This window comes from Microbulbifer sp. CNSA002 (assembly GCF_047324085.1).
Lineage (GTDB): Bacteria > Pseudomonadota > Gammaproteobacteria > Pseudomonadales > Cellvibrionaceae > Microbulbifer.
Window position 1 is genome coordinate 2,574,798 of sequence record NZ_CP172449.1, and the last position, 24,914, is coordinate 2,599,711.

At 49.2% G+C, this 24,914-nt stretch carries 24 protein-coding genes; 7 read left to right on the forward strand and 17 right to left on the reverse strand.

Features of this window, described 5'->3' with window-relative positions; genetic code table 11:
* Positions 1-9: 9 nt before the first annotated feature.
* The 10 genes from ACG1BZ_RS11530 to ectA all read right to left on the reverse strand — a co-directional run bounded on the left by ACG1BZ_RS11530 (position 10) and on the right by ectA (position 12,184).
* Positions 10-1,227: a BCCT family transporter gene (locus ACG1BZ_RS11530; protein ID WP_413665768.1), complete on the reverse strand. Its 1,218-nt coding sequence runs from the start codon at positions 1,225-1,227 to the stop codon at positions 10-12.
* Between the two features lie 123 nt (positions 1,228-1,350).
* Positions 1,351-3,024: a choline dehydrogenase gene (gene betA / locus ACG1BZ_RS11535; protein WP_413665769.1), complete on the reverse strand. Its 1,674-nt coding sequence runs from the start codon at positions 3,022-3,024 to the stop codon at positions 1,351-1,353.
* Positions 3,025-3,036: 12 nt separating this feature from the next.
* The gene (betB, locus tag ACG1BZ_RS11540) at positions 3,037-4,500 is read right to left on the reverse strand and encodes a betaine-aldehyde dehydrogenase (protein ID WP_413665770.1); all 1,464 of its coding nucleotides are present in this window, start codon (positions 4,498-4,500) and stop codon (positions 3,037-3,039) included.
* 528 nt (positions 4,501-5,028) lie between these two features.
* Positions 5,029-6,447, reverse strand: a complete 1,419-nt coding sequence (locus ACG1BZ_RS11545) for a sodium/proline symporter (RefSeq protein ID WP_413665771.1) — start codon at positions 6,445-6,447, stop codon at positions 5,029-5,031.
* A 67-nt stretch (positions 6,448-6,514) separates the two neighbouring features.
* Positions 6,515-7,432, reverse strand: a complete 918-nt coding sequence (locus tag ACG1BZ_RS11550; RefSeq protein WP_413665772.1) for a TPR end-of-group domain-containing protein — start codon at positions 7,430-7,432, stop codon at positions 6,515-6,517.
* Complete coding sequence (locus tag ACG1BZ_RS11555; protein ID WP_282932784.1) at positions 7,417-8,847, reverse strand: aspartate kinase; 1,431 nt, start codon at positions 8,845-8,847, stop codon at positions 7,417-7,419. The genes ACG1BZ_RS11550 and ACG1BZ_RS11555 overlap by 16 nt, the downstream gene beginning before the upstream one ends.
* Before the next feature lie 62 nt (positions 8,848-8,909).
* Positions 8,910-9,827, reverse strand: a complete 918-nt coding sequence (thpD, locus tag ACG1BZ_RS11560; protein WP_413665773.1) for an ectoine hydroxylase — start codon at positions 9,825-9,827, stop codon at positions 8,910-8,912.
* Between the two features lie 24 nt (positions 9,828-9,851).
* Positions 9,852-10,256, reverse strand: a complete 405-nt coding sequence (locus tag ACG1BZ_RS11565; protein ID WP_413665774.1) for an ectoine synthase — start codon at positions 10,254-10,256, stop codon at positions 9,852-9,854.
* A gap of 111 nt (positions 10,257-10,367) precedes the next feature.
* Positions 10,368-11,663 carry a diaminobutyrate--2-oxoglutarate transaminase gene (ectB, locus tag ACG1BZ_RS11570; protein ID WP_413665775.1) on the reverse strand — a complete coding sequence of 432 codons (1,296 nt, stop codon included), beginning with the start codon at positions 11,661-11,663 and terminating at the stop codon, positions 10,368-10,370.
* 11 nt (positions 11,664-11,674) lie between these two features.
* A complete protein-coding gene (gene ectA / locus ACG1BZ_RS11575; RefSeq protein ID WP_413665776.1) occupies positions 11,675-12,184 on the reverse strand; it encodes a diaminobutyrate acetyltransferase in 510 nt (169 codons plus the stop codon).
* Positions 12,185-12,633: 449 nt separating this feature from the next.
* Between ectA and ACG1BZ_RS11580 the strand changes: the two genes are divergently transcribed.
* From ACG1BZ_RS11580 to ACG1BZ_RS11605, 6 genes are all read left to right on the forward strand, one after another.
* Positions 12,634-13,185, forward strand: a complete 552-nt coding sequence (locus tag ACG1BZ_RS11580) for a MarR family winged helix-turn-helix transcriptional regulator (protein WP_282932789.1) — start codon at positions 12,634-12,636, stop codon at positions 13,183-13,185.
* Positions 13,186-13,343: 158 nt separating this feature from the next.
* Positions 13,344-14,408 carry an FAD-dependent oxidoreductase gene (locus tag ACG1BZ_RS11585; RefSeq protein WP_413665777.1) on the forward strand — a complete coding sequence of 355 codons (1,065 nt, stop codon included), beginning with the start codon at positions 13,344-13,346 and terminating at the stop codon, positions 14,406-14,408.
* Between the two features lie 210 nt (positions 14,409-14,618).
* Positions 14,619-14,828, forward strand: a complete 210-nt coding sequence (locus ACG1BZ_RS11590) for a cold-shock protein (RefSeq protein ID WP_108733254.1) — start codon at positions 14,619-14,621, stop codon at positions 14,826-14,828.
* Between the two features lie 432 nt (positions 14,829-15,260).
* Entirely contained in the window at positions 15,261-15,974 is a 714-nt protein-coding gene (locus ACG1BZ_RS11595) for a response regulator transcription factor (RefSeq protein WP_413665778.1), read from the forward strand.
* Entirely contained in the window at positions 15,961-17,214 is a 1,254-nt protein-coding gene (locus ACG1BZ_RS11600) for a sensor histidine kinase (RefSeq protein WP_413665779.1), read from the forward strand. The genes ACG1BZ_RS11595 and ACG1BZ_RS11600 overlap by 14 nt, the downstream gene beginning before the upstream one ends.
* 86 nt (positions 17,215-17,300) lie before the next feature.
* Positions 17,301-18,110 carry a MipA/OmpV family protein gene (locus ACG1BZ_RS11605; RefSeq protein ID WP_413665780.1) on the forward strand — a complete coding sequence of 270 codons (810 nt, stop codon included), beginning with the start codon at positions 17,301-17,303 and terminating at the stop codon, positions 18,108-18,110.
* 160 nt (positions 18,111-18,270) lie between these two features.
* Here ACG1BZ_RS11605 and ACG1BZ_RS11610 read toward each other — a convergent pair whose 3' ends face one another.
* The 5 genes from ACG1BZ_RS11610 to ACG1BZ_RS11630 form a co-directional block, all read right to left on the reverse strand.
* The gene (locus tag ACG1BZ_RS11610; protein ID WP_413665781.1) at positions 18,271-19,152 is read right to left on the reverse strand and encodes a LysR family transcriptional regulator; all 882 of its coding nucleotides are present in this window, start codon (positions 19,150-19,152) and stop codon (positions 18,271-18,273) included.
* Between the two features lie 120 nt (positions 19,153-19,272).
* Entirely contained in the window at positions 19,273-19,758 is a 486-nt protein-coding gene (locus tag ACG1BZ_RS11615; RefSeq protein ID WP_413665782.1) for a DMT family transporter, read from the reverse strand.
* Entirely contained in the window at positions 19,755-20,198 is a 444-nt protein-coding gene (locus ACG1BZ_RS11620; RefSeq protein WP_413665783.1) for a DMT family transporter, read from the reverse strand. The genes ACG1BZ_RS11615 and ACG1BZ_RS11620 overlap by 4 nt, the downstream gene beginning before the upstream one ends.
* Complete coding sequence (locus ACG1BZ_RS11625) at positions 20,195-20,710, reverse strand: VOC family protein (protein ID WP_413665784.1); 516 nt, start codon at positions 20,708-20,710, stop codon at positions 20,195-20,197. Before ACG1BZ_RS11625 ends, ACG1BZ_RS11620 begins: the two co-directional genes overlap by 4 nt.
* Positions 20,710-21,069 (reverse strand): carboxymuconolactone decarboxylase family protein, encoded by a 360-nt coding sequence (locus tag ACG1BZ_RS11630; protein WP_413665785.1) that lies wholly within the window; start codon positions 21,067-21,069, stop codon positions 20,710-20,712. Before ACG1BZ_RS11630 ends, ACG1BZ_RS11625 begins: the two co-directional genes overlap by 1 nt.
* Positions 21,070-21,452: 383 nt before the next feature.
* Here ACG1BZ_RS11630 and ACG1BZ_RS11635 point away from each other — a divergent pair, with 383 nt between their 5' ends.
* Positions 21,453-22,094, forward strand: a complete 642-nt coding sequence (locus ACG1BZ_RS11635) for a CatA-like O-acetyltransferase (RefSeq protein ID WP_413665786.1) — start codon at positions 21,453-21,455, stop codon at positions 22,092-22,094.
* A gap of 141 nt (positions 22,095-22,235) precedes the next feature.
* On the opposite strand, the gene ACG1BZ_RS11640 is transcribed toward ACG1BZ_RS11635, so the two are convergent.
* A complete protein-coding gene (locus ACG1BZ_RS11640; protein WP_413665787.1) occupies positions 22,236-22,793 on the reverse strand; it encodes a hypothetical protein in 558 nt (185 codons plus the stop codon).
* Between the two features lie 64 nt (positions 22,794-22,857).
* A complete protein-coding gene (locus tag ACG1BZ_RS11645; RefSeq protein WP_413665788.1) occupies positions 22,858-24,849 on the reverse strand; it encodes a TonB-dependent receptor in 1,992 nt (663 codons plus the stop codon).
* Between the last annotated feature and the right edge of the window lie 65 nt (positions 24,850-24,914).

Below are 24,914 nucleotides of genomic sequence, written 5' to 3' on the forward strand. Positions count from 1 at the left end.
TTTCAACAGTTAGCTCGCCAGTTCGATCTTGTTAAAGTCGATCTTGTTTTCTTTAGGCGAGGAATCGATAGTTGCTACCGCCCTGAAGCGCTTCACCAGGATGTAACCCAGGCAGCAGAAGAAAATGCCAATTACCAGGGCGCCGATCCACTGGATTTGCAGGAAGTTGAGCTTGAACAGCAGGGTGAGCAGGCTCATCGCAACCAGGTTCAGGGCGAAGTATTTCCACTTGCCCAGGCGCGCAACAGTCATACCCAGGTTGTCGGTGTACAGGCGAATCAGGGAGTCCAGCGAGTTGATCACGAAGGTAATGCCCACAATGACCATGGCCAGGTTGTAGAAGCCACTGGTATCCAGGCCTTGGCTGGAGTAGTAGTAGAGCACGGTGAACCAGAGCGCGATGGGGATGGATGGGAAGATCAGCATCGCCGCCAGTACTTGGTAAGTGCGCAGGCCGCCCACAAAGCGGGAGGTAAACTGGCCAATCATAATGCTCCAGGCAAACCACCAGAACAGGTAGAACTCGTGGTAGTCATTTAATGGCAGTGCGAACTGGTGGATATTGCCGAAGTAACCGCCGAGCAGTGCAAAGGTGGAAGCAAAGTCTCCAACGCTGCCGTTCTCACCGGTAAAGGCGCCTACCCACATTACCGCGATCAGGCCAATAAACATCCAGGTAGTCGCCAGGCTGAGGAAGCGTACATAGCGCAGGCTGGTGGATGAGTAGACCGCAGCGGCGATCACTGCAAAGACGATCAGGTAGAAGGTGCCAACAATAGTTTCACCATCGCCAACTTGCGGCAGGTACCAGGGCAGGTTGCTGAGCAACAAGTAGGCGGTAAAGGCACAGGTTCCGATAATCACTACATTGTTGATTAGTTTTACCAGGCCTATCTCAAAGAATTTAACTTTGGGTTCGATAATGCAGAAGTAAAAACAGGTGAGGAAGTAGAAGCCCCAGATCAGGAAGGCCCAAAAACCAAACTCAATCGCGAGTGCGTTGGTGAAGCCGTATTCTGGGTTTGCGGTTAGGTCTGCGTAGCCACCGAACTCGGTGAGGGGGAACATGATAAGGCCTACATCGAGGCCGGAGGTGAAAAGGATCGCTATAAAAGTGAAGGTTTTGACCGGGGTCACCCCGACCATCTTCACATTTCCCCATTTAATCAGCGAGAAAATTATTGCCGTGAAGGTAAATAATAATCCCGCAGAAAGCCAAGCTGTCATGCTGAGTCTCCAGCTAGTTATTGGTATGCCGGCGCCCCTCAAGGGCGTTGCTGTGCGAGATTTGAGTATCCCCGTCGTGTTTGAAGGGGGCAGTCAAATCTCTGCCAGAGCGCCGACGAAAAATCAGCTCACTGAGCGCGCAGGGCGGCCAGGTCGCTGAGTGCTGGTAGCCTTGGTCGCTACCGGTGCCTCGGAGGGCGCCAATACAGGGCGCCCTAAAATCAGGTCAGCAGCCCGCTCCGCCACCATAATGGTGGGCGCATTCAGGTTGCCGTTGGGAATGGTCGGAAAGATGGAGGAATCTACAACTCTCAAGCCCTGCAATCCGTGTACACGGGTTTCCGGGTCTACCACTGCCATTGCATCAGTGCCCATCTTGCAGGAGCAGGATGGGTGGTAAGCACTCTCAACGGATTCCCGTACGAAAGCGTCAATTTGTTCATCAGTCTGGATATCGGTGCCGGGCTGGATTTCATCGCCTCGGTACTCGTCGAAAGCCGGCTGATTGATAATCTCTCGAGTCAGTCGCACACAAGCGCGGAAACCCTCAATATCCTCTTTCTCCTGCAAATAATTAAACAGGATGGAAGGGGATTGCTTGGGATCGCTGCTCACTACTTTGACCCTGCCGCGACTCTTGGGCTTGTTGTGCCCGATATGCACCTGGAAGCCGTGGCCATCGAAAGCTTCGCGGCCGTCATAGCGCATGGCTGCCGGCAGGAAGTGATATTGCAGGTCCGGCCACTCCACGTTTTCTTTGGAGCGAATAAAACCACAGGACTCGAAATGGTTGGTGGCTCCGAGACCATCCTTCTTCAGTATCCAACGAGCGCCGATCAGGAATTTATTCCAGGGGTCGAGCTTGCCATTCAGGGAAATCGGCTGGTTACAGCGGAACTGGAAATAGAATTCCAGGTGGTCCTGCAAGTTTTGGCCGACGCCGGGGAGTTCGTGTTGGAGTTCGATACCGGCTTCTGCCAGTGTGTCGGGATCTCCGATTCCGGAGAGCTGAAGAAGGTGAGGGGAGCCGATGGGACCTGCGCTGAGGATGACCTCCTGCCGCGCCTTGAATTCCAGGATCTTTCCCTTGCGTTCAAGTTTGATTCCGACTGCCCGTTTACCTTCCAGAATCACCTTATGCACAGTGGCGTGGGTCAATACCGTCAAATTGGGGCGTTGCATTGCCGGTTTCAGGTAAGCGTTGGCGGTAGACCAGCGCTTACCATCTTTTACCGTCATATGCATGGGGCCAAAGCCCTCTTGCTGCTCACCGTTGTAATCTGCGGTGTAGTCGTAGCCAGCTTCTTTACCAGCTTCGATAAAGGCTCCATAAAGGGGGTTGGCCATTTCGTTGCCGTTGTTGACCCCCAGTGGACCTTCGTCGCCACGGTAATCGTCACCGCCGAAAGCCCAGGTCTCAGAGCGTTTGAAGTAGGGCAGGCAGTGGGCGTAATCCCAGCCTTCGGCGCCGTGCTGTGCCCACTCATCAAAGTCTTTGGCGTGCCCGCGCACGTAAACCATCCCATTAATCGAGGAAGAGCCACCGAGTACCTTGCCTCTGGGGCAATGCATGCTGCGATTGTCCAGGTACGGCTCTGGCTCAGTCATAAACTGCCAGGCGTACTTGTCGGTATTCATGGGAATAGATAGTGCGGTGGGCATCTGGATAAAGATGCTGCGATCGCTACCCCCGGTCTCTACCAGAAGGACTTTTTTATCTTCCTGGGCAGACAGGCGGTTGGCCAGAACGCAACCGGCAGAGCCGGCGCCGACAATGATGTAGTCAAACTCACTCATACAGGGTACCGCTTAAAATGGACTTTCCAGTGGTGCCAGGCCCACATACACCGCTTTTAGCTGGGTGTAGTGGTTCAGGGTCGCAAGTCCATTTTCGCGTCCGATTCCGGATAACTTGTATCCGCCCACCGGCATTTCTGCCGGGGAAGCGCCGTAGGCATTAATCCAGCAGATACCCGCTTGCATCTGGTGGATCACACGGTGGGCGCGAGTGATATCACGGGTAAATACGCCGGCGGCGAGGCCCAAACGGGTATCGTTAGCGCGGCGGATCACCTCGTCCTCGTCATCAAAGACCAGTACCGACATTACCGGGCCGAAGATCTCTTCGCGGCAAATGGTCATATCGTCATGACAGTCGGTGAATACAGTGGGAGCAACGAAGTAACCGTTAGGTGAATTCTCTGGTGAGAGGGTGTGGCCGCCGCAGAACAGGGTCGCGCCTTCCTCTTTACCCTTGCTGATGTAGTCCATTACCAGTTGCTGGTGCTTGGCAGAAATCAGGGCGCCGAAGTTGGTGTCCGGATTCATCGGATCACCGGCAATAATATTTTGCTCAACGCGCTCTTTCAGACGAGCGAGGAACTGATCGTGGATGCTGCGGTGTACAAATACCCGGGTACCGTTGGTGCAGATTTCGCCCTGGGTGTAGAAGTTGCCCAGCATGGCAGCAGAAACGGCTTGCTCCAGGTCGGCATCATCAAAGATCACCAGCGGGGACTTGCCTCCCAGCTCCATCGTGACTTCTTTCAGATTGGAAGCCGCTGCGGCCATAACTTTCTTGCCGGTACCCACTTCGCCGGTAAAGGAAACCTTGGCGATATCCGGGTGGTTAGTCAGCCAGGCACCCACGGCGCCATCGCCCTGGATTACGTTGAAAACACCCGGGGGCATGCCCGCTTCAATAAAGATTTCAGCCAACTTCAATGCACCTTTGGGGGTCTCTTCGGAAGGCTTGAAGATCATGGCGTTACCGCAGGCCAGGGCCGGGGCGGCTTTCCAGCAGGCGATTTGTAAGGGGTAGTTCCAGGCACCGATTCCTGCGCAGATGCCCAGGGGCTCGCGGCGGGTGTAGTAGAAGTCCTCACCGACTTGCTGCTGATTGCCTTCAATGCCTGCAGCCAGGCCGGCAAAGAATTCGATGGAGTCGGCCCCAGTCACCACGTCGACAACACTGGCTTCCTGCCAGGGCTTGCCGGTATCAGCCACTTCGATAGCTGCCAGTTCGTCGTTGCGCTCGCGCAACAGTGCTACTGCTTTCAGCAGGATGCGACTGCGTTCGACCGGCATCATCGCTGACCACTGGGCAAAACCGCGCTTGGCGCTCTCGATGGTTTCTGCCAGTACCTTTTCGTCGGCAACCTCAACCTGATAGCTGACCTCGTTGGTTGCCGGATTATATACATCAAAGCACTCGCCGCTCTCATTCGACAGGTAGCGGCCGTCTACAAAATTCCGTTGTTTGTCCAGTGACATCTGTCTCTCCATACTGCTTTAACAGAGGGTCAGTCGGTTGTTCGTTGGCGATGGACTTGAAGGGCGCAATGGGCCGATCATGAAGGTCCAGTCATCATAAAAAAGGGCCGGTCTGACGAAGACTTTTGTCCCTAATCGTCAGATTCCAGCCCGGGCTCGATAGTCGTTTATCGAGCGATATGACACAAAATGTAACATATTTTTAATTTGAACTCTAATTGTTAGCACTCAATGCAACAAAGCTGGCGGATTCGTAGGAGGATTTATTTTTCAGCGACTACAGAGTTAATCCATATTTTCAAGGGTTAAAAGTGGGCTGGGTTGGGCCAAAAATCTCATTTGAACTCTATAAAAAGCACTGTATGAATTTTGCTCAATCTGGCTATCTTGGGGCAAGTCAGGTGCCCGAAAGGCGGGGGCTTTGGGCGGCAGGAGATAGAATTTGTCGCTTTTTGGGGAGGAGGCTCTAGCTGGTGAAGGTCTGGTAGGTGGGGAGGCTCTACCTCCCCAGAATTACTTTGAGTGAATTTAACTGTTTGCCTCGCGTAAAGTGGAGGTTTGACGGTTTAGGCTGGCCAGATAGAGCACTGCTAACCCAGCTGCAATACCCGGCAATCCCTCATAGATCACGCCGTGATACCCCAGTAGCCGCCAGGTAATCGCAGCTGTAAAGCCGATAATCACTGCTGCGATAGCGGTTGCCTGGGATGGCTTACCCCCAAAACACAATACCAGGAGTAGGGGCCCAAATGCGCTGGCAAGTCCCGACCAAGCGAAAATAACCAGGCTGAACACACTTTGGCTATTGGCGAGCGCCAGTAGCAATGCGCCGCCGGTTATGGCAACTGTGACAAGCTTGAGGAACCAGGTTTTTTCAATCTTGTGTGGAAGAATATCGTGGGTAATGGCTGCGGAGCAGCTGAGAAGCAGGGAGTCTGCGGTGGACATGGTTGCGGCAAAGATACCAGCCAGGATCAGCCCAACAAAAACAGGGGGCAACAAATCCATAGCCATGGTGGGAAGAGCAAGCTCCGCATCAAAGCTCCCTGTGTCAGCAATAAACACTCTGGAGAGCAGGCCGACCCCGGTGGCCATACAATAGAAAAGGATAAACCACAGATAGTACCAGGCCCTTGCCCAGTTCATCTTGCTGGAATCCTTCAGGGTCATAAATCGAACCATAACGTGGGGTTGTCCAATCACAGACAATCCGGCAAACCCCCAACTGAGCACAAAGAGTATCACCCCGCCCCAGCCCGCAAAGGCGAGCCCCTCGGGAAACCAATGGGTAAAACCTTCAATAGCCTGCATTTTTATCGCCGCACTGGTGATGCCACCCAAGTTGGCAAGGGCGACGGCTAGAAGTGCTGCCATAGCCCCCATCATAACGATGGATTGGGCCGCATCAGTCCAAATGGACGCGCGGATGCCGCCAGCTAAACAGTAGAGGCATACAAGCACAGCTCCAACTACAGCACCGGACCACAGGGGCCAATCCAGCAGTACGTGCAGGGCTTTGCTTCCGGCAACCATTTGGGCGGAGGCATAAGTTAGTAAAAACAACAGGGAAATGATGCCGATCAGGCGCTGCAGGGCTGAGTACTTCTGTCCGTGCCAGTTACTGAGAACACCTGCGTAGCTGACTTCACCACTTGAACTGGTAGCGGTCCTTAATCGTTTGTGTACATAGAGGGAAGCCAGAAAATCACCGGCAATCCACCCCACCATCAGCCAGATGGAGGCCAACCCAGTGGTGTAGGTATAGCCGATAACCCCGATAAACATATAACCGCTATTGTTCGTTGCCACGGCAGACAACCCCACCAGCCAGGGGGAGACACCACTGCTGGCAAGGTAATAGTCGGCTTTGGTTTGACGGCTGAACATCGCAGAGGAGAGGCCGACCAGAGTGAACAAAAGTAAAAAACCAAGAAATGAATAGATCATCGGCAATCCTATTATTTTTATCCCGTATTATTTTATCGGTTGGTCTTCAGAGGTTATCCGAATATTTCTAACCTCCCTTGCCACCACTTTGCGGCGAGGGGGTATTGGCAATAACCTGGTCGAGTTCCTCAAAAACTTCACTTTCCGCTAAAGGCTGTAAGGCGCTATCAACCAGGATCTCATCGCGGTAGCTTTCCCGCCTTTTGATGGCTTCAGCCAGATAACGCAGCGCTTCATCAAATTGACCCATGGCAGTATGGGCGCATGCCAGTTGGTAGAAGGCATGGCTGTTATCCGGGTCAATACCCAGGGCCTGGTGACAAAGATTGGCGGCCCACTGGGGTTCATTAAGCTCCAGCACTGCATCAGCTTTATAGGTAAGGGCTTCTACATCCTCGTGGCGGAGGCGCAGAATCTCGTCGTAAATGGCAATTTTATTTGCCACTGAGGATTCTTGTTGGGCGCGTAGCCACAGGGACTGTACTTCCTGGGTTAGCTCGATTTCCTCGCGGTTTTCTTCAATATGCTGTGTTTTCTGTTGAAGCTGCTTCTCTATAACTTCCAAGCGCTTTTCGTATTCCTGGACCAGCTTTGAGATTTCCTCATCGGCCAGGGAGTGCACCCGCTCTTTAATATCCTGGAATGACCGCCAACCAACTAAAACCAAAATTGAAGTGGCGGCGGCTATCAAGTAGAAAAAGTAGGTAACCGTATCGGTTGCGTAGGCTACGGCTCGATCGACAGAGTTGTGTTCACGATCGACAATTTGCTGAATCAATTCCTGCTTGGCATTAGCCTGATCGATTCGCAGCTGCTTAATTTCGTCGAGCATATAGCGCTCGACGAAGGGTGTGTACAAGGGCTTCTCAAGGGTGTCGACCTCGCTTTGCGCACTACCTTTATTCTTTTCTTCCGCTTCCTGGGAAATAGAGGTTGCGGAAGTAAATAAAAAGAGCAGGGCACAAAGGCTCAGGATGCGAGGCATATCGCCGTCCCGTGATTGTAAATCTCTACCAGTGCCTCGTGTAGAGTCCGAACGGCTGCATCATAGTCTGGCTCGTTAACGATGAACTGCATATCTACATGACGCAGGGACTGGTGCATGGCGAGCACGCGGATATTGCTTTTGGACATCGACTGCACTGCTTTGGCCAGCACGCCGGGGATTTGCATATCGCTACCGATGGCTGAAACTATGGCGACTTTGCGCTGGTTCAGTTCGGCTTCGGGAAAATGTTCTTCCAATGCAGCCTGAATCCGCTTAATTGTTTTCAGATTGGTGGAGAGGAAATGGGTAAGGGTATTGGCATTAGTGTCTTTGGAAATAATGTGGGCTTTGAAGCGCTTGATCACCAGTAGCACTTCGCGATCGTAATCGTGGATGCTCCCCGCCATATCCTGGTCAAACAATTCCAGGGCGTAAACCCCTTTACAGCCTGCAATAATTTCCACTCGTGGAGAGTCGCTGATGTAGTCACCGGTAATCAGGGTGCCGGCGTGCTCGGGTTCGAAGGTGTTTTTTACCCTGAGAGGGATATTTTGCTGGCGCAGCCCCTTGGCGGCTTTGGGGTGAATCGCTTCCATCCCCAGGTTGGCCAACTGGTCGGCCACATCGTAGTTGGTGCGGCCAATGGGTACTGCATTTCCTTCTCCCACCAGGCGAGGGTCTGCGCTGCTCAGGTGGAACTCTTTGTGAATCACCGCCTCCTTTGCCCCGGTGAGTACGGCGAGACGACTGAAAGTCATCTCGCTATAGCCCCGATCAAACGAGATCAGCAGGCCCTTATCGCTATGGGCATAGCCGGTAACAATAGGCAGCTGCCTGCTTAAGTCGATAGTGGCAAAGGCATCCCGGATACGCTCATCCAGGGGAATGTGCTTGTTGGTGCGCCAGCCAGTCAGATCGACAAAGCAGGCATTTACACCATCCCGCTGCAACAGTTTCGAAGTGTTCCATGCACTGTGGGCCTCACCGAGGCTGGCTAACATCTCCCTTACCGTGCCCAAGTGGGCGTCGAGGGAGAAGTGGCCGTGCTGACAGAGGCTTTGCAGGTCTCTCAGGCATTTTTTGGCGCTCTCCAGCCTTTCATCCAAAAACAGGTTAGCTTCCGCGAGAAGATCGCCATGCCCAAAAAGGCGCTCATTGATTTGCCGCAGTGCTGCTCGAAGCTCATCAAACTTAACCAGCCAGCTATCGTCCTCAATACTGCTGGAGAAGAGGGCATAGATACCTGGTTGGCCACTTTTCTTGTGCTCTAGAAGCAGGTCAGTAATACCGCCGTAGGCAGAGACTACAAAAACACGATTGTAGATCCCCTTGGAGTCACCTTTGATAATATTATCCCGGACCGCTTCGTAGTCCGTCATAGAGGTGCCGCCAATCTTTTCTATCGTATGCATCGTCTCTTAATGGTCCTTCTTTCTTTTAAAAACTAGGTGAGTGTTTTGAATTGAGATTTGCTTCAGATAATAGAAATTGATTTCCTCGCACAGATGTATTCTGGCCTGGGAGGCAAGTCGCAAAACGGAGCCTCCACCTTGTTGCTCAAGGCATTAAAAACAAAAAACAAATTAGATCTAGGATCGGGGCTGATATTGCTGCTGGAGCCGTGCATTAAGTTGCAGTCAAACACAACAATGCTGCCGGGCTTGCCTGTAATAGCTGATATCCCACCATTGGATATTAGAGTCCTCAATTGACTATCTGAGGGAATACCAAGCTCTTGCTTTTTCAGTGAGCTGAGGTAGTTCTTTTTTGGTGTTTCCCCATCGCAAGCAATGTAATGGCGGTGGGACTTGGGAATCAGCATCAACGGACCATTAAAATGATGATTCTCTGTTAAGGTAATGGAGATGCTGAGTGCCCGCATACGGGGCATGCCGTCCTCGACATGCCATGTCTCAAAATCGGAGTGCCAATAAAAATCTTTCCCGCGAAAACCAGGTTTGTAGTTTGCGCGAGACTGATGGATATAAACCTCATCACCCAAAATACATTTCGCAATACTTGATAGCCGCTGATCCCTGGAAAGCCGGTTAAAAATTTGGCTGCTTTTGTGGATACGAAAGACTGAGCGCACTTCGTTACTTTCAGGCTCGGTGATAATTTCTTCCGACTTGTCAGTGTGACCGCGTTGTTTAATCTCCGCCAACTCTTGCGTAAAAAAGTTAATCTCCGCCTGGGAAAACAAATTCTCCAGTACAACAAAGCCCTGTTCTGCGTAGCGCTTGAGTTTCGATGGTGTCAGTGGGGAGAGGGGCTGGCAGTCCCCATACACAATTGGATCTTTGCGCACCATGGCACCACCCAGAAGGCCCGGTTTTCGGGAGGGGTAGCAGTCTTCCCTGGTAACACTTGAGCTATCTGGAAGGTACTTCATGGATACTGCCCTATGACTGACTAGTTATTCATCAATCTTGTCAGCTTCAAGTTCGTAGGCTCCCTCAGCATTGTGTACTTCCTTGCCATTCAAAGGGGGGTTAAATACACAGGCCATAGTCATTTCTTCAAAGGCTCTTAAAATGTGCCGGTCATGCTTATCGAGAATATAGATAGTTCCAGGTTCGATAGGATGCTTCTTGCCATCCTCAAGAGTTTCTACCTCACCTTTGCCGGAAATGCAGTAAACCGCTTCCAAGTGGTTTTGATAGTGCATTTGGAAATCAGCACCGGCATAAATAGTGGTGATATGGAAAGAAAAACCCATTTCATCATCTTTAAGCAGGAGTCGGGTGCTCTCCCAGTTGTTATCCGGTGAAACAACCCGGCGGCCGGATTTGTTAGCTTCCTGTAAACTTCTGACAATCATTGGTATTTCGCTGTTTCGTGTGTGTTCGAGTCTGGCTGGTCAGCAATATTCTTAGTTTGCAGCCTGCACAGTTGGATCTTTTGCGTGAACCTTTTCAGAGGCCCTTAAAGTCTAGCAGGCTTCAAAAAAGACTCTTTCCTCAGGCATATCCCGCTCTCCGGCACAGACTTCCCGGATAGCGGATTCAATAATGTCGATCCCTTTTTTAAGGTTTTGATCGGTGATTATCAGTGGGCAAAGGAGCTTAACGATCTGGTCATCGGCTCCGCTGGTTTCAATAATCAGCCCCTGCTTGAATGCGAGTTTGGTGATCTTTCCTGCAAGTTCGCCGCTGATGCAGTCGATACCCTGAAACATACCCCGGCCTTTGGTGGTGAAGTTGCCCTCACCATATCGGCTGACAATTTCATTCAAACGCTCGGAAATGTATTTGCCCTTGCGTTTAATCTCCCGTGAGAAGTTTTCGTCAGACCAGTAATGATCGATAGCGGCTTTCGCAGTTACAAAAGCCAGATTGTTGCCACGGAAAGTGCCGTTGTGCTCACCGGGCTTCCACTGGTCCAGCTCTGGTTTCATTAGCACCAGCGCAAATGGCAGCCCATAGCCACTGAGGGATTTGGATAGCGTAATGATATCGGGTTCGATACCGGCCTCTTCAAAGCTGAAAAAGTTGCCCGTGCGGCCGCAGCCAGCCTGGATATCATCGACAATAAAAAGTAAGCCGTGTTTTTTGCAGACGGATTGAAGGTTTCTTAGCCACTCGATACTGGCCGCATTGATACCACCTTCCCCTTGAACTGTCTCAACAATCACTGCTGCGGGAGAATTAATACCGCTGCTGGAATCTGAGAGGACTTTATCGAGGTATTCTGTGGTATCGATATTTTTGCCCAGGTAGTCGTCAAAGGGCATGCGGTGCGTACCATTGAGGCTGACACCGGCAGCATCCCTGTGATGCGAGTTGCCGGTGGCGGCCAGCGAGCCAAGGCTTACGCCATGGAAACCGTTGGTAAAGGTGACGATGTTCTGCTGCCCGGTTACATTGCGGGCAATTTTCATCGCCGCCTCTACCGCATTCGTCCCAGTCGGACCGGTAAACTGCACCACGTACTCCATATTCCGCGGCTTGAGAATTTTCTCATTCAGTGCCTGTAGAAATTCACCCTTGGCCCTGGTGTGCATATCGAGGCCGTGAGTAATTCCATCGGCCTCAATGTAATCTTGCAGTGCTTGCTTGAACAGAGGGTTGTTGTGCCCGTAGTTGAGTGTGCCGGCACCCGCCAGGAAATCCAGATACTGATTTCCCTCCTCATCCCACATCAGCTCGCCTTTTGCACGATTGAAAACTCGCGGAAAGGAGCGGGCATAGCTTTGCACTTCTGATTCAATCTCATCAAAGATCTTCATGATTTTCTCTTTTATGGTGTTTCTTCGAGGGCGAAAGGCCCGATGCGGACAAGGGTTTCGGAGTCGTGGAGCCCGTCAAAGTGGGCTTGAGAGTCCATCCAGGGTGAGGAGTGAAGATCGACCGATAATTTATCGGCGACACTGTGGAAGAGCGCCCAAGAGGGCAGGTTGTGTTCTGTAATCGTGGTCTCGATAAATCTGACCGAACCACAGTGAGGGCGCGAGAGAATGTGACTTATCATCCGGGAGGCCAATCCAAGCCCCCGGGCTTTCTCGTCGACGGCCACCTGCCAGACAAAGAGGGTATCTGTACGATCGGGGATGATATACCCGGAAATAAAGCCCAGCAGCTCTCCATCAACCTCTGCGGCGACTGAGGTGTTGGCGAAATGGCTGCAGTGGAGGAGGTTGCAGTAGCTGGAGTTTGTATCCAGGGGAGGGCAACGTTTGATCAATCGGTAAGTGGCCATCCCATCTTCAATCAATGGGCTGCGCAACAAAATATTTTCTGAGCTAGACAAAAAACCTTCCCAACCGACTAAATATTTTTTCACCTCTAAATATTTACCTGCACAAGTGTTGAGCAAATGGCGTAAATATAGCTTCCTAGAGGCATTTTTATGCCGGATTACTAGTAAAAATGCTTTGAACGCTAAATATCGTACACAAATTAAATTCAAAGTCCAGGATACTTGAGGCGAATCAAGTCACAATATTTGACCTAGAAATGCCTAGATATGTGGGATATACAGCCTATAGGCAGGTAAAAATAATATTTTGAGGTCGATAAAATTTTCTATTGAACATGCCGGCTGAGAGATCGCCTGGCCATAAAATGGACAGTTTTGTGATGGAGCCTGAGGCTCTTGTGGGGGTGATGTTTCGCAGTCGGGTTATAAGCGCTTAGTGATTGAGGGGTACGGCGATATAATTCCGGCAATCACCCTGACTCCATGATTGAGAGGTAACTTTGAACAGTATCGAACAAGTGCTAGTGGCCCTGCGGCGGGTAATAAGAGCCACGGACCTGCACTCCAAACACCTGGCTAAAACCACCGGCTTAACCGCCCCGCAGGTGTTGTTGCTACAAGCTATTCGCAATAAGGGTGAAGTGACGATCGGCGAACTGGCCAACGAGGTCAGCCTGAGCCAGGCAACCGTGACCAATATTCTTGACCGCTTGGAGAAGAGGGGCTTGGTTTATCGCCAGCGCTCCCAGGCGGATAAGCGCAAAGTGCATGCTTACCTTACTGAGGAGGCCGCGGAGACTTTGCGCGATGCCCCCATCCCGCTTCAGGACCAGTTTGCTCGTCAGTTTGGCGATCTAAAAGACTGGGAGCAAAGCATGATAATTGCTTCACTACAGCGCGTTGCCCAAATGATGGATGCTCAACATATCGATGCTTCCCCTGTGCTGGATATCGGTGTTCTGGATCGCCAGGGTGCCTCAATGGATAAGCCCGCAACGGCACTGGGCTACAGTGACATTCCCGACTCCTCCGACAGAGATAAAAGTACTTAAGTAGTGGCAGCGGAGAAGAGGGGCTATGTACACATTTAGCGTGTATAACACCCCTCTACAGCGGTAGAAATTTGTCTAAGCTTGCAGCAGCAAGCTCCCTGTAGCGATCGAGGCATTCTGTGTCGACCGGTTGAGCTTTCAGGCTACAAATTGTATCGATGGACATCCTGGTAATTGGTGCCGGTCCGACCGGATTGACTGCTGCTGTCGCCCTCACTTCCATGGGGCTGAAGTGCCGTATTGTTGAGCGCAAAAACAGCCCTTCTGAACTCTCTCGTGCTGTAGGCATTATGCCAGCCACCATTGATGCCCTTCGGGAGCTGGGCGCCGCAGACCCCTTTCTTGCTGAGGCGATGCCTCTAAGGAAAATGCACATATTGCGCGATGAGAGAACCCTGGTTTATATCGACAACAGCGGAAATGAGTTTCGCGATAGGGTACCTCTCGGGCTGCCGCAAAACCGGACCGAGGGAATCCTCAGGGACACTCTTGCCGAGAGGTGCGTCGAAGTTGAGTACGGGGTCTCAGTCACAAACATCACAACCACCCCAGACAAGGCGGCCGTTAATTTCTCAGACAATACCAGCGCCTCTTTTGACTGGGTGATTGCCGCAGACGGCATACAGTCCGCCGTGCGACAACAGCTGAAAATACAGTACCCTGGTATTGATCTGCCCAATAAGTGGTCAATTGCGGATGTGGATTTGAGAGGAAACTTCGATCCGGAAGAGATTGCCCTGGACCTGTACGGCGGGGAAGGTGAGTTCACCTTGGTACTCCCTATCGAACGGCGCCGCGCTCGCATCGCATCATCAACCGAAGATGCCCTGGTAACCCTCAGGCTGCCGATAGAAATCGCCAACATCCGAAGGACAGCGGCCTTTAAAATCTCCATCCGGCAGGCAGAAACTTACCGAAAGCACCGGGTGTTGTTGGCTGGAGACGCAGCCCATTGCCACTCTCCAGTGGGAGGAAAGGGGATGAATCTGGGCATGGCTGATGCCATAGCCGCAGCATCTGCTATCGCTAACGGTGCGGTCGATAGCTACTCTACCTCCCGGCATGAGGCAGGGGAGTCCGTGGTTAAGAAAACAGAGCTGGCGAGAAAGCTGATCTCCTCGAGCAATCCTTTGGCAAAATCGGCATTGTGGCTATCGGCCCACTGCATCGCCTCAGTGCCTCCGGTTCATCGCGCCTTTATGCGGCAGTGGACTGCGGTCTGAGTACCAATGTCGAGGGTGAGTTTAGGCAAAAGTGGACATAGGTGACAGGCTAGTGCTACTATTCGTCCGCCGGTTTAAAAGCCATTTTTTATTGCAGTTTACCTCGTAGTTTTAGTCATAATCCTTCGTTCGGTCTCGTTTAAAATAATACTTTTTGCCCGCACAACTCCATTCAATTGGAGCGCAATTGTTCAATCAAGGATATCTATTATGTCTAATACAGTTACTGGTACCGTTAAGTGGTTTGACGAAGGGAAAGGTTTTGGCTTCATCGCCCAGGAATCCGGTCCCGACGTTTTTGCTCACTTCAGCGCAATTTCCGGTGGCGGCTTTAAAACCTTGGCCGAAGGCCAGAAGGTAGAGTTTACCGTGACTCAGGGCGCTAAAGGCCCACAAGCAGAAAATATTGTCTGCCTGTAAACTTTAGGCTTCGCCCCCAATAAGGGGCGAGACTGTTCACTTCCCCAGCCACACAAGTGCTGGGGAGGTACCCCTCCTGTTATATGCCCCCTCTCTTTTCTGTAGTGACGGCCAACTCTTAGGTCTATCACGCATTGTCGATTTTCCCCTCCAGCTCTCTTAACTCGACGACAGATCTACCTGGATCAACTCAATCCAAATGAAGGGTGCAGTACCAACAAGGATCGCCAGAGGGCAAATTTTTGAAAGAACTTCTGAAGATTTGATAGGGTCATTTCTTGTCAAGCGTGATGGCTCCGACATTTTTAGATATGGCAGTAGCTGTCACAGGCAAGCTTCCCATAGGTGATCAGTAAGTGGACAATCTTACACTTATTTACTTTCCGTTTACCCAATGGCTTTTATTATTCCAGGTCTATCGAGAACTTTTGAGTGACTAGATCAATGGGGCCTGACTGCAAAACGCCATTATTGGTACTCTTAGCTGAAGACAATCACGCACTGGCGTCCAATATTATTGAGAGCCTCGAAGAGTACAATATTCGATGTGACTACGCCGATAATGGAATAATGGCCACTGAGCTGGCCTTAAAGCATGACTTCGATGTAATCGTACTTGATGTCATGATGCCGGGTAGAAGCGGTTTCGAAGTGAGTTCTAAGTTGCGCAATGTAGGAAGCTCGACACCAATATTGATGCTGACCGCGCTGGACCAATTGGACGATAAAATCACCGGTTTCCAATCTGGAGGGGATGACTACCTGGTTAAACCCTTCGAAATGCTTGAGCTGGTCGCGCGGATTCGGTCTCTATCGATAAAACGACGTGTTACCCAAACCCGGTATAAAGTTGAGGACCTGGAAGTTAATTTAGAGACCCATGAAGTCACCAGGCAGGGAAAATCTATAAATCTGCCTCCAATCTGTTGGGAATTGCTCGTGTTTTTGATGCAACAGAGTCCAAAGCTGGTTACTAAAGAAAAAATTGAACAGCATTTATGGCAGTTTCTTTCCCCCGAATCCGACGTAATCAAAGTACATCTGTATCGGTTGCGGCAGGGAATCGATAAGGGGTTCAGTTTTCCACTACTGCACACGATCAGAGGGAAGGGCGTTATCCTGGGGAAGCGTGATGAAAGCCTTTGATCGCTCCATTCGCAGAAAGTTTTTCTTTCACTATATTTGGATTCTTGCCGCAATTGTGGCGTGCAGTGCAGTTGTCGTCGAGAGATCCAAAGTGAAAATGGTTAAGCACGCTTTAGGTGCGACACTGATATCTGTAGCTGAAAAACGTATCATTGAGGCCGGAGGGGTTATTGATGACCCTTTTTTTGCCCAGTTACAAACATATGATGAGTACAGTTCACTGCCAAATACGGCAAAGCGCGTGTTAGAGGAAGCTGACGGCGAAGAAAAAAGGGTGCACTTTAGCAAAGACTTAATTGATGATCGCTACTATTTAGCAATTATGCCTTATGCTGAAAGCGCACTTAAGACAACTTACTACGTGCTGGAAATAGAAGAAGCTGCAATACCCAGCAAGTACAAAAAGGTAGAAATTGAAGTTCTTATCGGTATCTTACTAGCCCTTACTTTAGCATTAAGTGTGCCTCTTATTCTTGCAAGACAAGTGATATCGCCATTAAAAGACCTGGAGAAATTTGCGCAAAATAGCCGGCATAAGTTGACTCCGATCCCGGAATCTTTAAAGCAAAGGAAGGATGAATTTGGTCGTGTAGGACGAGTACTGCAAGAGTCGCTACAGCAGGTATGGAATCATCAAGAGCAGGAAAAGCAATTTCTACAGAATGCGAGTCATGAATTGAGAACCCCCTTGGCAACCATTGGCAGTGCCTTGCATGTGGTGAAGGTAAGGCAAAAAAAAGGTAAGCCAATCGATACTCAACTGGAGCAGATTGAGCGCTCCTATGAGCAGATGACCCAGTTAACACAGGCACTTCTGCTGCTATCTCAAAGCAAGGTAAATCTGGAATCAACAGAATTTGATTTCAGTAATATGATTCAAACTCGAGTTGAGCAGCTCAAATACCTATTGGGTCAGCGAGATGTACAGGTTCATCTTAATTCGGATAGTTTGGTTAACTTGAAGCAAGTACAAGTGCTATTGGATATCGCCATAACCAATCTGCTCAGAAATGCCTTTGAGCATACCCTTGAGGGAATTATCGATATTGATTTTGATGCAAATGGAATCCGGGTTCAGAACCCCATACTGCCGGAGCAGCAGGTGCATTTTGACAGGGGGGAAGGACAGGGTTTTGGTTTAGGCCTTCATATCCTGAAGCAAGTGGCCGATCAGCAGCAATGGATCTTTTCTTACAACAAAAATGAACAATACTTAACCGTTAACCTGGCCTGGGCATGAGTTTATTTACCTGGCGTTTACCTTTACCGGCATAGAATCCACTCCAGAAATAACGGAACTTCAACCAGTTCAAATTGGGATTCAATATGTCTAGTTTGCGAGATCAAAACCATAAGAGTTCTCTGCCATTAACTTTGAGTATGTGCACCGCGCTGGTGGGTTCGGCATTATCCAGCCTGGCTTTTGCAGATGAAGTTACCCAGAAGCCGCCAAAGCAGGATGAGACAGCACTTTCTGTAGGTATTGGAACCTTTAGCGTTGAGTCAATCTACGTTGATGGTGAGGACCAAAACAACATATTTCCATTGATCTCAGCCCGCTACAAGCGCTTTTACTTTCAGGGTTTTGAGTTGGGGGCTGACCTGTACCACGATGAAAAACTTCGAGTGAAGTTTGGCATTGGCGGTGACCTGGCGGGCGATAGAGACAGAGGGGACAGTGATAAGCTCAGCGATATGGAAGAGCTTGACCTGGCGATTCTTGCCAACTTATCAATGAACTATAAAAGCCCTGTAGGCCTTTGGAAGGTTGGCATCTCACAAGATATCAGTGATACCCACGACGGATACAGTCTATCGGCTGGATATAGTCTGCCTTACAAGCACCAAAAGTGGATCATCAAACCCAACTTCACTATTAGCTGGCAAAGTGATAGTGCGTTGGATTACTACTATGGCGTGGACCTAAATGAAGTAACTCAAGATAGGGCAGCGTATGAAGCAGATGCAGATATCATTACCCGGTTAGGTGTACAAGTGGGATACAACATTAGCCCAAACCTTATTCTTATGGGGGGAGTATATCAAACCTGGTATGGCGATGAGATTAGTAATAGCCCAATCGTAGACACTGATAGCTCTAGACGTGCGTCATTAATGGTGAGTTATAAATTTTAACTCTTCTTACGATATTTGATGAGTGTAGATTATTTAGACTAGCCGGTTTATCAATACCAAGCAGAAGTTACAGGCCGAGGCAAGAGCCCCAGCCTGTAACCAAAACCTGTTTGCAGTACAATGTACGCGATACCCACCGAGTCATAGCAAGAAGGCTTCTCTATTTAGCATCCCAATAGCAGGGACTACCGTATTTCTCCTTAAGGAAATCAATAACAACACGTACTTTGGGAGCCAGGTTATCCGTAGGTAAGTAGAGTGCATTAATAGTTTGGTTTTCTGCAGATGAAGATGCGCGGTAGTCAGTTAAAATAGGAACCAGCTTGCCCAACCGAATCTCTTCATTGATTAACCAGGTTGGGAACATAACAACCCCAGCTCCCCCTATAGCACTGGAAACCAGTGTTTCTGCATTATTGCTGTAAAGTGATCCCTTAACTTCATAGGGTATCAAACCATTTTTACCGATAAACCAGCGCTGTAGTCCATTGGTTCCCTTAAATACCAAACAGTTGTGAGCAATTAACTGCTCTGGGGTTTCCGGAACCCCATTTACCCTCAGATATTCCGGGCTGGCTGCCAATACAAAGTTATGATTGCCAAAGCGATTCATTTTCAAGCCTGAATCTTGGAGCGCTCCAATTCTGATAAGTAAGTCTACACCCTCCTTAGCAGGGTCAATAAAGCTATCTGTCTGCTGCATTTCGATCCTAAGCAGCGGATAAAGCTCTAACAAATCTGGAATATAAGGAGCAATATGAAGCCGCCCAAAAGCAACGGGGGCGCTGATTTTAACAACCCCCCGTGGTGTGTTGGCTCTTTGCTCAATTTGCCCGCACACTAGCTCATACTGACGAACAATATCGCTACAATACTTTGCAAAGGCCGTACCTTCATCCGTCAGTGATATTGCCCTGGTATGACGGTGCAGTAGTTTGGTTCCCACTTTCCCCTCTAGCTGAGCCATTTTTCGCGATACAGAGGACGGTGTCATTCCCTGCTGCCTGGAAACCTCAGAATAGTTACCCAGTTGGGCCGTCATTAAGAACAGTTTTAACTCTAATATTGATATATCGTAATTCATTAGCTAGCGGTCGATAGTGGGTAACTGTTGACTGATGTTATGGCCCCTCTGAGTAGTGCTTTACTCCTGTATATTCAGCTAACTTTGGATAGCGGGCTGCAGCGTCTCATTACTACGAACTGGCGCTCTCCGATTAGCAAGGTAATTACAGATCAACGCTAGAACTACGCAAACCATTGCGGCAATTCGCCAGGAACTTAACGGGATAGACGGATTCGTAAACCATCCCTGGGTATCAATAATCAAACTCATACTCATCTGCCCAAAAATCGTTGCAATTGTTGTTGATGCCACACCAATTCTGGGAACAACAGCAACTACGACTATCATGTAGAAGATACCAAAAAGTGCACCTGTTAGTTGCCACTTAGGCACGGAAAGAATTGATGGGCCGCTGTGTTTTCCAAAGAAAAACACCAGTAAGCCCATCACTACAGCTCCGATACCAAAGGTAAATAGGGCGCTTTGGACAACTCCTACACTTTCTCCAAATTTTCCGTTAATTGCCGCCTGGGTGCTCAACGCTACGCCGGATAGTACTGCGAGTAACATCAACCCAATCATAATTTGGCTCCCAAGTAGGTAAAATATAATGCAAGGCATAAAAATGTTGCCCCACATATTCTCAGGAGATTGATGGGCTGTTTACGCACCCCAAACCACCCCAGGGAGTCAATTAGGAAGCTTTTGGCTGTTTGCCCCACAAGAATCCCGATCATGGTCATAGCTACTCCAAGTATAGGAGTGGCTAAAGTTAGAACAACAACGTAAACAGGTCCTAACAAGCCACCTGAAAGCTGCCACTTTGGAACCTCTCGCCAGCTTATAAACTTTGCACTGGGGACAAATAGACTGATGAGCCAAAGTAGGGCTGTCCCAACACCAAATATGCTTAGGGTGGCCCACAAGTGACCAACCTGCATACCTAGGGGCCCTAACAGTCCCGCCTCGACGGAGAGCCCCATACCTGCAATAACAACCAAAATAGTGGCGAGAATATTCATCGAGGGTCAAATAAACGTACGTTAGTCAAATGCTCATAGGCCTTTCCATTAGGGTATGAAACGAGTTCAAGTTGCATACCCCATGGAGCCATGAAATACACCCAGGTCTCTCCTTCAGTTGGCCCTTCAGTCATTACCGTAGGAGCGCCGAGTACCTCTATATTCTGTTTCTTGAGATATTCAACCGCAGCATCAATATCTTCAACATAGAATGCTAAATGATGCCCTCCAATATCAGCATTATTTGGTGCCACCTTATTTCGATCTATGTTGTCGGCATACTCGAATATTTCCAGATTGATGCTGTTAGCATTCATAACAGCAATTTTCTTGATCTCTGCAAGAGGGTTTACATTAAGGTGATCCGTCATCCAGGTATCATCTGAGGCAAATGGCCCAAACGTATAAGCCAACTCAAAACCAAAGTGTGCACTAAAGAACTCAACGGCCAAATCAACATCGGGGACGGTGAATCCTATATGATCTGCTTTTTTAAGTCCGGGGATAGCCATTAGATATCTCCTCGATCATGGCGAAGCTTATTCAGTGCACCCATGGTGGTAGCCCCTTTATTGAAGCCCGTATACATTGAGGCAAAAACAATCAATTCTTCAATCTCTTCATACGTTGCCCCTTGTTTGAGTGCCATATCAACATGGGCTCCAAACGGGTTACCTTCACCATTTACATTGAGCGCCATTTGATCAATAGCGATAGTGATTAGTGCTTTGGTTTTCTGATCCAGAAGCGGCTTTCCCCATACCTCGCCTGCGACTCGTACAGCTAGATCTCCCCATACCGGGTTAATAGACTTAAGTCCCTCGATCAATGCTTGATCATCCAAAACGGCATTTTCGTACTTGGTAGTCATAGTTAATAGTCCTGGTTATCTAGATGATATTTCGCTGTAACAGCTGGAAGTTATTATAGGGAGTCGCATCCTTCTTAAAACTTATAAGCAGGAACATCACTTTTGCAAATTATGCACAGATGATCGCTGTTTATGAGGTGGCAAAGTCTGTTGTTAGGGCTTATTTTAGTGCCCCAAACAGGAGCGAAAGAGGAATATGGTAGCGCGGCTAAAAATGGTATTAGCCGGAAAGGAAGGGCGTTTTGATATGGCGATTACAGCATGTTATCTAATGCCTCTAAATATATTCCAGGTGTCCCAACTAGATAAAAGCTACTAGCAACACCGATGCTGCTTATAATCTACCCTAAACTATGAATATCCATTGAAGGCTCGATATTCATATGTCCATGACTCCTATTGATATCGAACGCTGGAATAGAAAGGCCCACTTTGAATTTTTTATGAGCAGTGCAGGGTCAACTCGGATAGGCTTAACCCAGCCGGTCGATGTGACAAATCTGGTATCTTTCTGTAAAAAGAATACACTCCCTTTTTATTACAGCCTTATTTTTCTTGTCACTCAGGTGGGAAATGAAATAGCGGGTTTCAGGCATCGTATCGTCAATGGCCAGCCCATTGAGCACGACATGCTGCACCCTTTATTTTCTGATTTAGGGGAAAATGAGTTATTCAAACTCGTTATGGCCAGAATGGAAACGAATCTGACAGAGTTCGTCCGCAAGGCAAGGGAACTTTCACGGGCGCAATCTGAGTACCTCCCTGTAGAAAATTTCATCAGCCGTCATGATATCTTGAATATCAGCTGCTACCCCTGGGGTGACTTCTCTGGTCTACAGGTAAAGCCTGTACAGAAAGAAGGTTGTGATCCAGGAATACCTTTTATTTTCTGGGGTAAATACCATCGCCAAGAGGGACGCCTTGTCACCTCGATGTATGTTGAAGTCAATCACTGCTTTCTGGATGGCATCCATCTTTATCAATTTAAACAGCAGTTGGAGGACAAGATTTGTAAACTGGCTTAAAGTTTTAAGTTGGAGCTAGGGGCTCTGGGTAATTTCGTGAACCCGCTCTTAAAGTCGCATAATGCGTACCTTGAAGAGCTATAGAGATGCATATAGCTGCTCAGAGGCTCCCTAGCTAGAACTCCCTCAAATGGTGAAACTTCAGCCCCCAATAAAAAAGGCAATTACCAGTGCAATAAGCCCGAGAGAAGTAAATTGTATAGAAGTCTTCCTGAATTTTGGCACCGCAAAAGCAACCACTAATCCACTAATCAGGCTAAATAGCAGGCTCGCACCAAGCATAATGGATGAGAACCAGAAGAGGGGGCCAGCATGACCTTTATGAATCAGCAGAAATTGATGCCATAGATCATGTTCTTTTACATGAAGTATCGCTGATTGCTTATCCTGGCTAGGCTCCAAATAGACTTGGCGTTTGTAGCCATACCAGCCAATCCACTCATCCTCCAAATAGAAATCTGCCGGCAATGATACTTCTGTGGGCTGAACAAACGGAGATATGGTATCCAGAGTCTCTTGCTCATTGCTGGGCAGGCCCTTGGGTAGAGAAACTGTGTACTCAAATTGTTCATCGACGCCCCCCTCTATATCAAATAGATAGAGCACGCCCGTGGCGATATACAAAATGGCAATGGGTAGGAAAAAGCAGGAAAAATAGGTGTGGAGCTTGATCCACAGTAAACGGTATCTGGATTTCATAGGCAACAAAGGGCGCAATGCAAGTGCATTGCGCCCTGATAGTTAATAAAACAAATAAAGGAAATTAGAAGCGGTAGTCTACTGACAGACGGATATCCCGACCTGCTTCATAAATTCCTGCTACTCCATCCCAACCGGAAATTTCACTATAATCCGCTACGCTAGAGTGATCCCGGTAGTGCTCATTAAACAAGTTTTGAATCGCAAAATTCACATTCAAGCTATCATCTGCCAAGGGCTCCCAATGCAAGTAGAGGTCGTGAACCTGATAGCCAGGTTTGTCAACCGTTTGGGTGGAATCGATCCAGCCAATTTCGACTGCACGCTGTAAAACCTCAATATCATCCAGATCTTGTACCAGAGTGAAGTTCCAACCCAATTCTAACTTAGGTGTAATGGCGTAGTTGGCGATCAAGTTCCAGGTGTTGCCACGGGCATTGGCTAAACCGTTGTGTTCATAGCCCTCTACGGTATTTCCGTTGAGCTCCGAATCAGCGTGACTGAAAGCAGCGCTAATGAATAACTGATCCCAGGTATAAGAGGTGCTGAGTTCAAACCCTTCAGTTTCCAGCTCACCAACATTTTCGTAGTAAATTTCGCCGCCGACCTGATCGAAAATAACATCATCGATTGTGCTGCGGTAGATAGCGGCTTTTATTTCAAGCCCATCCTGACTGTACTCTAACCCAAGCTCGGTATTGTCGACGGTCTCAGCATCAAGGTCAGGAGCGAGCTCTGCCGCCCAAAGTGTAAACCCATCTCCTACCTCTTTGCCGCGCATTGCTGTTGCATGGCCTGCGGTGAAAGTGAGTGCATCGGTAAGCGAATAACTCATACCAATATTGGGGCTGAAGCCCTGGCTATCGGTTTCATCATTATGAGTTACCTGCTCCAACTCGTATTCGTCGTAGCGCAGTCCAAAACTTAGTAACAGTGCGTCTGTTGCCTGCAAATGGTCTTGAACGTATGCGCTGCGAACCTGACCCTCTTCGAGCCAGGAGTAGAGGCCGCCTTCCAGACCTTCCACTTCATCCTCACGGGCTTCGATGCCGTAGGTGAGAGTATGCTGGCCGATACTACTGGTATTGCGCAAGTCAAAGCCAAGGGATTCCACAGAAGCGCTGTAGTCATATAGCTCGCGCCACACTTCTGACTTGGTGTGGTAAACCGTTGTCTCCAGGTTAATCAGTGCGCTGGGAGAATATTGGTGGTTGACAACAAAGGTCTGGCGTTCAGCTTCTAGCGGGAATAGAGGCTCATTCTGAAGGGCAGGCCAATTGGGGCGAGCGCTGAACTCTCCGGATTCTTCCCGCTGTTCAAAGCTGATATCCAGCTTTTGATTTTCAGATAAATCGCCACTCAATTTTATAAAGGCGAAATCCTGATCGGAAGCTGAGCCATTGATAGTGTCACCGTCGCCATCTTCCATATCGTCACGATCGACGGTCACAAATGATCCCAGTAGACCCCAGTTGTCAGTGATCTTCCCATAAACTGAAGCACTGGCTTTCTCGCCATCATTACTAAAATAAGAGCCTTTTACTATGGCGCCAAATTGTTCATCTTCATCAAGTAGATCATCGGCATCTTTGGTCTCAAAACGAATGGCACCGCCAATGGCGCCGGCACCGCTGGTAGCTTCTCCTGCTCCAGCTTGCACTTCAACTTTCTGCAGCAACTCCGGCTCTATGGATACCCGGCCAATATGGTGGAAGAGGGTACTGGTTTGAGGAGCACCATCAACAGTCACATTAAGAAGTGTGTCTTCCATACCTCGGACATAGACTTTTTGCGCAATACCCAGTGACCCACCAACAGATACGGAGGGTATCTGGCGGAATATATCGCTGAGATCATTTGCCTGCTGCATATCAAGCTCTTCAGGTGTGATCTCGGTATCAGTCGCCACACCGACAACCACTACGGTTTCCATTGGGTTTTCAGCAGTACCCTCTTGATTCTGCACTTCCTGTGCCTGGCTGATGCCAGAGGCCAGGGCACTGGATACCATCAAGGGGAGTAACGCGTACTTATTGTGGGAAATATTGCGGGCCATTGGCTGTCCTTCACAGAGTTACTTATTTGCAAATGCGAATTATTCCTATTGGCGACTGCGAAGTA